Source organism: Microcoleus sp. S36b_A4, from assembly GCF_036700645.1.
Taxonomy (GTDB): domain Bacteria; phylum Cyanobacteriota; class Cyanobacteriia; order Cyanobacteriales; family Microcoleaceae; genus Microcoleus.
Map to the genome: position 1 here is coordinate 1 of NZ_JAUBPI010000141.1, position 11247 is coordinate 11247.

General features: G+C 46.9%; 13 protein-coding genes. 6 read left to right on the forward strand and 7 right to left on the reverse strand.

From position 1 onward, the window contains the following. Nucleotides 1–58 precede the first annotated feature (58 nt). From QUA03_RS26935 to QUA03_RS26945, 3 genes are all read right to left on the reverse strand, one after another. A complete protein-coding gene (locus QUA03_RS26935) occupies nt 59–325 on the reverse strand; it encodes a hypothetical protein (protein WP_333216519.1) in 267 nt (88 codons plus the stop codon). A gap of 78 nt (nt 326–403) precedes the next feature. Beyond that, nucleotides 404–580, reverse strand: coding sequence for a hypothetical protein (locus QUA03_RS26940; RefSeq protein WP_333216521.1), 177 nt, complete (start codon nt 578–580; stop codon nt 404–406). Between the two features lie 306 nt (nt 581–886). After that, complete coding sequence (locus QUA03_RS26945; protein ID WP_445304756.1) at nt 887–1585, reverse strand: diacylglycerol/polyprenol kinase family protein; 699 nt, start codon at nt 1583–1585, stop codon at nt 887–889. 170 nt (nt 1586–1755) lie between these two features. On the opposite strand from QUA03_RS26945, the gene QUA03_RS26950 reads away from it, so the two are divergent. From QUA03_RS26950 to QUA03_RS26965, 4 genes are read left to right on the forward strand one after another with little or no spacing between them, the layout of a single operon-like run. Then, entirely contained in the window at nt 1756–1947 is a 192-nt protein-coding gene (locus QUA03_RS26950; RefSeq protein WP_333144515.1) for a hypothetical protein, read from the forward strand. Then, on the forward strand, nt 1940–2284 hold the full coding sequence (locus QUA03_RS26955) for a type II toxin-antitoxin system PemK/MazF family toxin (protein WP_333216523.1): 345 nt from the start codon (nt 1940–1942) through the stop codon (nt 2282–2284). Before QUA03_RS26950 ends, QUA03_RS26955 begins: the two co-directional genes overlap by 8 nt. Nucleotides 2285–2328: 44 nt before the next feature. After that, on the forward strand, nt 2329–2610 hold the full coding sequence (locus QUA03_RS26960) for an antibiotic biosynthesis monooxygenase (RefSeq protein ID WP_333216526.1): 282 nt from the start codon (nt 2329–2331) through the stop codon (nt 2608–2610). A gap of 53 nt (nt 2611–2663) precedes the next feature. Then, complete coding sequence (locus tag QUA03_RS26965; RefSeq protein ID WP_333216528.1) at nt 2664–3170, forward strand: DinB family protein; 507 nt, start codon at nt 2664–2666, stop codon at nt 3168–3170. A gap of 461 nt (nt 3171–3631) precedes the next feature. On the opposite strand, the gene bicA is transcribed toward QUA03_RS26965, so the two are convergent. The 3 genes from bicA to QUA03_RS26980 all read right to left on the reverse strand — a co-directional run bounded on the left by bicA (nt 3632) and on the right by QUA03_RS26980 (nt 7190). Then, entirely contained in the window at nt 3632–5305 is a 1674-nt protein-coding gene (gene bicA / locus QUA03_RS26970) for a bicarbonate transporter BicA (RefSeq protein WP_333216530.1), read from the reverse strand. A 372-nt stretch (nt 5306–5677) separates the two neighbouring features. Continuing rightward, nucleotides 5678–6625, reverse strand: coding sequence for a glycosyltransferase (locus QUA03_RS26975; protein ID WP_333216542.1), 948 nt, complete (start codon nt 6623–6625; stop codon nt 5678–5680). A gap of 94 nt (nt 6626–6719) precedes the next feature. Next, nucleotides 6720–7190, reverse strand: a complete 471-nt coding sequence (locus QUA03_RS26980) for a tetratricopeptide repeat protein (protein ID WP_333216533.1) — start codon at nt 7188–7190, stop codon at nt 6720–6722. 76 nt (nt 7191–7266) lie between these two features. On the opposite strand from QUA03_RS26980, the gene QUA03_RS26985 reads away from it, so the two are divergent. Together QUA03_RS26985 and QUA03_RS26990 are read left to right on the forward strand one after the other, a co-directional pair. Then, nucleotides 7267–8610, forward strand: coding sequence for a glycosyltransferase family 4 protein (locus tag QUA03_RS26985; protein WP_333216535.1), 1344 nt, complete (start codon nt 7267–7269; stop codon nt 8608–8610). A 34-nt stretch (nt 8611–8644) separates the two neighbouring features. Then, nucleotides 8645–10567: a hypothetical protein gene (locus QUA03_RS26990; RefSeq protein WP_333216537.1), complete on the forward strand. Its 1923-nt coding sequence runs from the start codon at nt 8645–8647 to the stop codon at nt 10565–10567. Nucleotides 10568–10976: 409 nt separating this feature from the next. Here the strand turns inward: QUA03_RS26990 and QUA03_RS26995 are convergent, their stop codons facing one another. Beyond that, nucleotides 10977–11123, reverse strand: coding sequence for a hypothetical protein (locus QUA03_RS26995; RefSeq protein WP_332946242.1), 147 nt, complete (start codon nt 11121–11123; stop codon nt 10977–10979). Nucleotides 11124–11247: the final 124 nt, after the last annotated feature.

The following is an 11247-nucleotide window of genomic DNA, read 5'->3' on the forward strand; positions in this document are numbered from 1 at the left end:
AAGTTTCCCACGATCCCAGACCCATGCAAATACTACCCTTGACAATTTCCCTTTTTCCTTAACTTGTCACCAATGTAGTCCGAGAGGTAAATACCCAAGCCGGTTGTTCATAAGGCCATGCTTGGGGACGATCGGCACCTTCATCCATCTGATGGGTCAGAATCCATTCATAAGTAGTTGCTCCCATTGCTACTGCCCCTACTTCGCGGATGAAATTAGGATAGCTGTCTCCCGCCTCGCCGAACTGAAACAACCAATCGAGAGAGTTGTGTGAATCAGCAATAAAACCATCTAAGCTGGCGGAGGTGTAATATTGAGTTTTCATTAAAAATAACCTCTAAAATGCCTTTACGGATTAAAAGACAAAACGCATTCTATTGTAGAGCGTTCAAGCGTGCCTTGTCTATAATTTAAAAAAGTGAAAGATAGCGATCGCACTCTTCACCTTATTTGGTGAGGAGATGAACGAGTGACGAGGTGCGATCGTCACCCTAATGGCTAGCAGCTTGGTGTATTGGTGGCGATCGAGCTTATGGAGCAAATCAGGGCGATGTTTCCCCCAGACTAAGCTGTTGTGCATCTAATTTGACAGTCAATTTTTCTACAATTATTGTGGAACGGGCATCCTTCCCGTCTCTGGATTCAATTTAAATGCGTAGCAGCTTATCTCTCAAAAATCCCCGCTTTCGAGCAATGGCAACAATAAATTTTACAAGCACGTCGGTTGCTTTAACGAGACTTAGATAATTGATAATTGGCGTTGCTGATTCACGGGATGAATCACCTTTGAGCGGCAGTTACAAAACTTACCCTCAAGCGGGTTTATAGCAATTGAGAAATCTTGAATTCATACCTCTATTCAGGAACGCCTGGGGGTAAGTTCAGATTACACATTACCAATTAAAAATTGATTTAGGAAAAAAGCGAGCGCCCCACTGCCAATCGGCACAGTGAGATTGTCAATTCCCAGCTTGGAAACCGACTCCAAAGTAGCAGCAACTAAAGCTACGACAGCCGACACAGCCCAAGTTTGCCAAATATTGCCTTGAACCGCCAGCAAAATCAAACTACTAATAGCAAAACTCACCAAATACATAGTTGCAGAACCTTCCCAACTCTTCTGAATTCCCCAAACTCGATAAATATGTTTGCCGTATTTCTGCCCGATGACAGCAGCCAATCCGTCGCCCCAAGTCATGACTAAAATGCCCAAAGCAGCGTATTCCTGACGTTGCAGCGGCCAAAACCAAGCCACGAGAACGCTGATACTAACAGCATAGAAAAAAGTCCCCCAACTCTTGCGGTTGATACTGTTAAGACTCGGCAAAATCGGAACTTGGTAAGAAATTAGGGCGATCGCGCCTGCTAAAACCCCCGCCGAAATCCCCACCCAACCGGGTATTTCCAGCCACCACGCTAGCAAAATCACATTTCCAGTACCGATGTGAACAACCTTCCGCGATACCTCAGCATCGACAGAAGTAAAGCGATTTAACCCCTCAGCTACCAATAAAATCAAGCCCAGCCAGACTCCCACGAGGGAAATTTGCAGCCACACAGTCGGAATTTCAGAAAATATAGACACGATATTTAGGAAAAACTTAGATCGGGCACTGTTTACTACTTTAGTGGAAAGCGCGATCAATGTTAGAACCCCGCAGCCTTAAAGTGCTGCGGGGAGCCGGCTGTTATGTTTTTTGAGGTTGGTCTACTTAAAACCTGTGCTATGCTATAAGCAAGTCTAGGAAAAAAGCTATGACTATTTTAGTAGAAGAACTTTTGAATACCTTTGAGCGATTAACAGACTCAGAGCGGTTAGATTTGGTATTGGAAATTTTGAAACGGACTGTTTATTTAGACTTTCCGCCCCTATCTGATGACGATTTAGTTCTAAATGCCGAGGGACTTTTCCTAGAGCTAGATGAGGAAGAATCCGTATATGAATAGTCCAGAGGGTGGTGAAATCTGGTTAGTCGATCTCGGTTATACTGCGAAAGTCAGACCATGTTTGGTCGTGAGTATTCCTGCTCTAAATCAAGACCGGGCCTTAGCCACTCTAGTGCCACATACAACAAGTCTACGCGGTTCAAGATTTGAGGTGAAAGTCAAAAATAAGTTCCTCCGAGAAGGAGTATTTGACGTACAAAATATGATTACAATTCCTCATGCAAAGCTTCTACGCAAATTGGGAATTCTGACATCCGAGAAAATGCTCGAAGTAGAAAAGGTAATACTTTTGTGGTTGGGATTTAAAGAGGAAAATGCTGAGGAAGAGGAGGAGTAAACCGAACCATTGAAGTTTTGAAATTATCCGAGAAGCTGATTACTATGCAGTATGTCTTAATTATTCATGAAGTAGAAAATTATGAAGCTTGGAAACAGGTATTCGATCGGGCTGAAAGCATCCGAAAAGAAGCTGGCGAGCGCTCCTATCAGGTCTTGAAGTATGACAATGAACCCAACAAAATCGTTCATTTCTCCGCGTGGACATCAACAACAGATGCCAGAGCGTTCTTTGAGTCGCCTGCACTGGTTAAAATTAGAGAGGAAGCGGGAGTTAAAGCTCCTGAATTTATTTATCTAGACCAATTAGAGTCAGGAGTCTTGTGAAAGACATATTTGTATAATGTAAGTTGTTCAAACTAGGTGGTGAAGTTTTGAGTATGTACGACGGTAGCTACTACCAGCTAATGGCCGAGTACAATTGCTGGATGAACCAAAATATATATTCTGTCTGCTCGGCAATTCCTGATGAACAGCGCAAACAGGATATGGGTGCTTTTTTCAAATCGATTCATGGCACTCTGAATCACTTACTGTATAGTGACAAAGCATGGATGGGGCGTTTCACTCTTAACCCATTTTCGGGTACCGTTATCGGGCAAGAACTGTATGCTGAATTTGAGGTTTTGAGAGCCGAACGGGAGACAATGGATCGGCAAATTATAGAATGGTCTAGACACCTTAATTCTGACTGGTTGAGTCAACCCTTTGAGTACACAAGCAATGTAGATAATAAATGCCGCGTGCTACCGACGTGGGTTTTGGTGACACATATGTTCAATCATCAAACTCACCATAGAGGGCAAATTACCACACTACTCAAACAACTTGGCTACGACCCAGGCATTACAGATATTCCGTGGCTACCCGCTATATCAATCGGATAATTTCTGGTTGTAAAGCGACACGCCAGAAGACTCGGCGGTTAAAACCTCGTCTAAACTTGCCTCTGATCCCACCAGAGGGGACTGACGAAAATCAAGAATTGATATCAATTCCGGTTGCACTCAGACCTGATTGTTGACCGAAAGCATCCAGGATACAAGCCCCCGGATTCATCCGTCCAGAAATAAAAAACGTGTATCCGATAAACAAACCCCCGAATTTATCCGTGGGGTCAAGGCTTCAATCTAAAATCTAAAATCTAAAATCTAACATCTAAAATCGATTGACTGTTGGCTGTTGGCTGTTGACTAAAATTATGCTTTCGGGACAACTGACTGTTTCGACATTTGAACAATACTGATGCAACCGGAAACGATATGAAAGGGGCGATCGAGCCATAAAAATAGCAGGAGAAACTGGCACTCCTGCTAAACCACTACTATTTTGGCGAATTCGCGCCTTGTTACACCGGCACTCCCAAGGGAATACCTTTGTTGTCCACCACAGCGACGGCTTGTCGCAAGGCTGCGGTACGATCGTTCAGGAAATGCTCTGGCGCGATCAGATCCAACAATCCCAACTTCTGCAAGCGCTGCTGAATTTTCGTGCTCGCACCGACAATGTAAACCTGCAAACCCTTATCACAGGCATCGCGGATCGCATTTTCGATCGCCAGCGAAGCCGTCACCCCCAGCATCGGCACAGCACTCAAATCCATCACCAAAGCATCCGCATCCTTCATAGCATTGTGTTCGCGGGAAATCGCCTTCGACAACCCAAAAATCATCGGGCCGCTCAAGCAGAACAGCAACACGCGCCCCTTACCCTGATCCAAGAGTTGCTTCTCCTCCTGACTGAGGAGAACCTCATCATCCGTATCGGAAATTAGCTTCACTCCTGCAGACTGCAAACTACTCAACCGTTCGATAGTCAGGATATTGGCAATAAAGACGCCCACACCCACCGCCACAATCAGATCCACAAACACAGTCAAAAACAGCACCCCGTACATGATCAGGGAACCCTTAACAGATACTTTGTGCGATCTTTTCAGGAAACTCCAGTCAAGGATATCAATCCCCACCTTCAGCGCAATCCCCGCCAACACCGCCATCGGAATCGGTTCAGTTAACTTCGCCGCCCCCAAAACCACCACCAGCAACACCAACGCCCGAGTTAAACCCGACAACGCCGAAGTCGCGCCTGTTTGGATATTGACCACAGTTCCCATCGTTGCCCCGGCGCCCGGTAAGCCACCGCAGATCCCCGACACGATATTGCCAATTCCTTGACCGATCAACTCCTTATCGGACTTGTGCTCGGTCCGCGTCAGACTGTCCGCCACCACCGCTGTCAGCAAGGTATCGATACAGCCCAGCATCCCCAGCATCACCGCATCCACAAACATCACCGTGATTTGACCGGGGGAAAAAGTCGGCAATTGCAAGGGGGGCAGTCCCACCGGAATTGACCCAATCCGGCGAATATCGGTGCCCTGAAACACAGTCATGGAAATTACCGTGCCGACAATCAGCGCTATCAATTGCGGGGGCACAATTTTCTTCAGCTTTTTGGGCATCAGGAAAATAATTGCCACCGTCAAGGCACCGAGAATTGCTTCCGGCGGATTTACGTTGGCCAGCAACTGCGGAATTGCCATAAAAGTGCCCAAAACACCGCCCTTGGGAGGGGCTTGACCCAGAAACGGTGCAATTTGCAGAATGATCAAAATCACGCCAATTCCCGACATAAAGCCGGAAATCACGCTGTAGGGCATCAGGGTGATGTATTTCCCTAGCTTGAAAATACCAAAGATGATTTGAAACAGCCCCGCCAGCATCACAACGGTAAATGCCATTGCTAGCCCTTGTTCGGGATTGCTGGCGGTAAGGGATGCGACGATCGCAGTCATCACCACAGTCATCGGCCCGGTGGGTTCAGAAATCAGTGTTGGGGTGCCACCAAACAGCGCCGCAAAGAAGCCAACGCAAATGGCACCGTACAGTCCCCCGATCGGCCCGACTCCCGAAGCGACCCCGAAGGCGAGGGCAAGGGGCAGCGAGACGATGGCAGCCGTGACACCGCCGAAGATGTCGCCCTTGAGATTATTAAAACGAATCTGATTAGTTATTGACATGAGTGGTGCATTAATAAACTAGACAGAATTTAACAATGCTGACTTTGATTCCTTAACCCCAGTGTCAGGGCAAAAGTTTTTCCTAATCCCCTGACAGATAGCACAAGCAGGGCAGACCCAAGGAAAGGTCTGTAGTCGTGCCCGATCGATGTCAAACTCGTAAATACTTAATTTTTCAGTATTTCTTAATTTCTTAATTTAATGTAAAACGTGTCATATCGAATTTTTATTTTTTGCAAACTCTCGGAACAATCCCCGGCAAGTTCTTGCTCTAGCATAATCTGATCAAATCTCAAGGCCAGACAAAACCCCGTACTCTAATTAAAATTAATATATTATCCGCGGCTGATAATGAATAATTATTATTGATGGTTATTTCATCAACTCTCGCACAAGCTCAAACGCCCTGGGACGAAACTCGACGGGCAGCAACGACAATCCCAAACCCGCCCACATTTTCGCCGCAGAAACCGACTTTCCAGCTCGCACCATCAGGCGTCCTTTTGCAGTTTCACCCACCTCAATCAGTCGCAAACCTAGCGCTAATTGAGTTTCTGCAATCCTTTTGAGCCTGACAGTTTCCAACTTCTCCGACTCAAACTCGTAGCCTGTTAAATAGCGCAATTTATCGCTTAAATACGGAATTGCCCGATCGACTCCTTGCTGTCCTGCGTGAAATCGATACTCCATCAACAGCTCCGGCAAGTAATAGCACTTTTTGCCCGCAATCGCAAGTCTCACCAACAAATCGTTATCTTCGCAATTTTGCAAATTCGGCCGCAGAAATCCTACTTCTTCCAGCGCGCGGCGGCGAAACAAAGTTGCCCCTATTTGCAAACTCTGTCTCAGAAACACTGCCGATAGCAAATCTTCAATAATTCCAGCCGACAACTCGGTGCGCCCCCACCGCTGCGAATTGAGTTTCGTCTGGTTTGCATCAATATAATTGTTAATGTCAATCACCCAGTGATCTGTACTGACAAAATCGATGCTGGGATCTTTATCTAAAATAGCAGATGTCCGCTCTAAAAATTGCGCGCTCAGGCGATCGTCATCGTCAAACTTGATAAAATATTTGCCCCTTGCTGCCGCAAAGCCCGATCGCATATTATTACTCTTGCCGATATTCTGCGGGTGGCGAATGTAACGAATCCCGCGATCGACAAATTCCGACATCAACAAAGGAGTGCTGTCAGTAGAACCGTCATCACAGATAATTAATTCAAAATCTGTATAAGTTTGAGCTAGCACGCTGGCGATCGCACAAGCCAGCAGATGCACTCGATTGTAAGTAGGAATGCAAACGCTAATTTTCGGCACTACGACTATTTTCAATTTTAGATTGTGGAAAAAATTCGCACTTCAGTCCAGGGAAATAAACCACCAATGCCCAATGCCCAATGCCCTATGTATTTTAATTTAAACGAGCCGTACATTCGAGAATTAACTTTTGATTCACCAAAGCAAAAGGTTGAATTTCCAAAGCGCGACGAAAAGCTTGAATAGCATTTAGGTATTCTCCCAAGGCAGCGTAGCACAAACCCAGACCGTGCAACGCCCCAAAATGTACCGGGTTCAGTTTGAGGACAATTTCGCAGTCCTCGATCGACTTTTTATAATTTCCTTGAGTATAGTGAAGTACGGCGCGTCGGTTCCAAGCTTCCGCAAAATCCGGCGCTTCCGCAATCAATTTCGTCAGCAAATCCAAAGCGTGGTGAACATCGCCTGCATCCAGCGAAACTTGCGATCGCCTGAGAATTTGCATCCCATACTCACCCTTCTGGTTAAACCAAGTGCGCCAGAGTTCTGTAGTTGCCCGATCGCGCACGATTTCGTCCGGCTTTTTCAAGTCTTCGAGCAGCGCCTTAACAGATAATTCGTCCATAGGTGCGAAGATTGTTAAAAAGATTTTATCAATTAATTTTATCGCGCAAGCGGCAACTTTATTTATTCCACATCCCATGAAGATTTTGATGCTTTCCTCGACTTTTCCCTATCCGCCAAGCCGCGGAGGAACTCAGGTAAGGACGTTTAATTTATTACAATACTTGAGCCAGCGGCATGAGGTAATTCTCGGCACTGTACGATCGCCCGATGTCACCAATGCACAAATCGACGCATTGCGCCAGCAAGTTGCAGAATTGGCAGTTTTTCCCCATCCGCAGACACCCCCCCAACCCCCCCTTGCTAAGGGGGGGCTAAGACTCCAGCAGGAGACTGAGGAAGGATTTTTACCTCCCCCCCTTAATAAGGGGGGGACTGAGGGGGGGTTCTCTGAAATAATAGGAAAATTCCACAGATTCAGTCGATTTTTGTTGTCCGGGACACCTCCAAACGTACTCTCAAGCTACTCCCAAGCAATGCAGAATTGGGCAGACGAATTGGTAACAGCAGGCAAATGCGATACTGTCACCTGCGAACACAGCGTTAACGAGATTTACGTGCGTCCAGAATGGCGGCAAAAACTGTTGACAGTAGCAAACATTCACAGTTCCGTTTGGGGAACTTGCAGGGAAATGTTAGCAACCGGCACCTCCGAAAAACCCCTGCGCGATCGACTAAATTTACCCCTACTCGCCCGCTACGAAAAACGCTACTGTGCCAAATTCTCCCGCATTGTCGCGACAACATCCACAGACAGAGAGCAACTCCTCGAATTACTGTTGCCTCCGGTTCGAGTGCGAGGAAAACAAGATTTTTTTGTACCTCCCATAGATGTAATTCCTAACGGCGTGGATTTAACTCAATTTCCCTATCGATCGATCGATCCGGGAGGACACACCTTAATTTTTGCAGGCGCAATGAACAATTTGCCCAATATTGACGCGGCGAGGTTTCTCAGTTTGCAAATAATGCCGCCTTTGCAGCAGCGGTATCCCGATGCTACCCTCATCCTAGTCGGGGCTTCGCCAGTCCCGGAAGTGATCGCCTTGGGGGAACTTCCGGGAATTCAAGTAGTAGGTCGGGTGCAAAGGGTGGCAGAATATTTGCATCAAGCTGCTGTTTGTGTGGTGCCAATGCGGATTGGTTTTGGGATTAAAAATAAAACTTTGGAGGCGATGGCTGCGGGAACTCCCGTGGTTGCTAGCGATCGAGGTTTGGAGGGTTTAGCCGTCGATGGCGGCCCACAACTGAGAAGGGCCTTGCGGGCGAACAAAGTTCAGGAGTATGTTGAGGCGATCGCCAGTTTGTTTGAAAATCAGCAGCTAAGACAGGAGATCTCTGTCAACGCTCGATCGCTCGTTGACAGCCAATACACTTGGGATATCATAGGTCGGCAGTACGATCGGCTATTGCAATTTTAAACTCTAAATTCTAAAATCTAAATTCTAAAATGGCATGATGGAACACAAAATTAACCCCTCAAAAAATCGAGCCAAACCCCCAGAAAATCCCAAAGTTGCTCCTCCCCCGACAAGACGCCGTCGCCAAACCCGACGCCCCAAAAATCTTCAAGAGTCCCAGCGTCCAATACCTACTCCCCGAACTCGCGCCAGATATCCCTGGAAAAGACTGATAACTAATTTGACAGCCCTCAGCGTCTTGTGTGGCTGTGCAGCTTTAATGGGAGGCGGCGCTTGGCTGAGTTATCAGCTAATTGTCGATCCCAATGGCAACAAGTTGATCTCTCAGTTTGTGCCGGAATGGTCGCGCCTGCCTACAGGTAGTAGAGATTCGATCCAAACTCTCGATCAAATCAAAGCCAGCATCCGCAAATTGGGATTCGTAACCGGAGAAGCCCTGCCGCTTCCCGTCGATCAATCCCGCGATAATTCTATTTCCGATTTGCTATTGCCGGTAATGGTAGAAAGAACTGTTAAGGCTTCTACTGTTTGCAAAAATCCTTGTCGTCAAATTGTCGAACTTCGGGTGTACAAGCGGGTGCAGCTTCCCGATCGCAGTTCCGATAAAGAGCAGTATTTTCAGCTAGCAAGTTCTGTGAATCTAGAAGGCCCTGCGGAATCTTTTGTCATTGCTTCTTTAGCTGACTCTACATCTAACAATCAAGCCTCCAATCAGTCCCTACCCCTAACAGAACTGCGGCGATTTGACGGAAAGCCCCCCGCCTCCGGCATTTGGTTTAATGTCAGTGGTCAACTAAAGCAGGGCGAAAAGAAAATTCCCTACGGACAAGTCGTTCGCTACAACCCCAGCCAAAATCATTTAATGCCGCTGTTGGAGTGGGCCAGTGCGGCTGGACAACCGCCGAATTGGCAGCAAATTGTTAAGGGCGAAAACCCGCAGTTGGCGATCGACCAAACAGTTGGTTTAGAGCCACAATTTACCCTTTATCAAATTGGCCCGCGCAAATTTTTGCCCAACCCAGTTCAGTTAACCGCGATTTCTTTAGAAGAATTTGCCTTCAATGACGAGACTTACAAAAATGGGCTGCGACTTGCCAAAAGCGGTCTGTGGTCTCCAGCATTAAATGTCATGCGTGTGGCGAAGGGGAAAGCTGGCAAAAATTGGCCGGCTGTCGCGCAAGCTCAGCTAGAAACGATCGAATTTCACGCTAAAATTACTCGTGCTCAGGCGATCGCATCTTGGGCCAGTCCCGGTCAACAAGTTCTCGCAGAATTGATCGACGGCCGCTGGAGTGAAGCTTTGCAAGTATTTGAAGCCGATCCGAGTAACAGTCACGAAATAGCCACCACCCTCAAAAATGACAGCGGGCGGATCTGGAACCGCATCGATGCAGCCTTGAGAGTAAATGCCGCTGACGCCGATGTCAAGGCTTGGGGCGCCCTGATTGTAGCGTCTCAAGACGGAACTCGTGAGGCGATGAATTGGCTCGACCAGCAATCAGATACTGACAGCGAAACAAGAACTCGAATTCGGAATTTGGTCAACAAACTTCAGGAAGCAGTTTCTCAGGCGGAAAGTTTAGAAGACCACAAGAGTCAAATTATGGGTTCTGCTACTTTAATTAACAGTGTCAATCCCGCTGAGTGGCTGGAACCAGAACCGAACAATGAGTTAAAATTGGCAGGAGAACAAGTTTGGTATCAGGTGCAGGTAGCGAGTTTTTACGACGGTAGCCGCTGGGTTAATTCACCATTTTCTGATGTAGAAGTGAGCTCTTTTCCTGCTACCCAAGTCAAGTGGCTCTGGGGGCGGCTAGGATTACAGGCTGACCCCAAGATTAAAATTGAGGTAGCGATGGCTAACGGTCAACAAAGAGTTGCTGTGGGAACGGTGAAAGCAGTGCAGATTCAAGACGGAAGTCTGCGCTTGCTGGCGGCGGTTGACAAGCGATCGTAATCTGGTCGAAAGCATTCGGCAGATATAGCCATCCTCGCATCATTTGTGAATTTCTTACTCCCTCCCCTTGATAAGGGGAGGGTTGGGGTGGGGTAAAAAATTTACGACTCCTGCAAGGATTGCTATAGAACACTCCCGGAGACACTCTTGACACAAAGAAACCGGGGTTTTTTACCATTTCTGCCGATCGCAACAGAAGTATTTTCGTAAAAAAACCCGGCTTCCTTCCACCTGTACGTCCAAAACTAGGAAAAAGGAAAATTATTTCTTTTGCCCCTCCCGCAACTACGAAAGCAGCGCAATCTCAAAACTCTTACCCTTACTCCTCTCGAACTCGGACAACAATGCAGACAAAAATTTTGTTAATTTAATTAATTAACACAACCTGTGCATAAAAAACCCAGAGATGTCAAATCGCGCCCTTTTTAGAGAGTGCTGCAATCATCTGCCGTTTCACTGCTTTAGCCCAAAGCTCAAACTCCAAACTGTTGATATTCTGAATTTTCACTTCCTCAACAGGCTGAGTTGGGGCTTCTTTCTGTGCTGTAGTCTCCATTGTTTTTTCCCTCGTCAAAAAAATGTTAGTAGTCGATCGCAAACGGTTAGGTTAGAGTCGATAGGGGCGTTGCCACCCCTACCTCTCCTTCAGAACGGAACGTGAAACTTTCGCTTCATTCCGC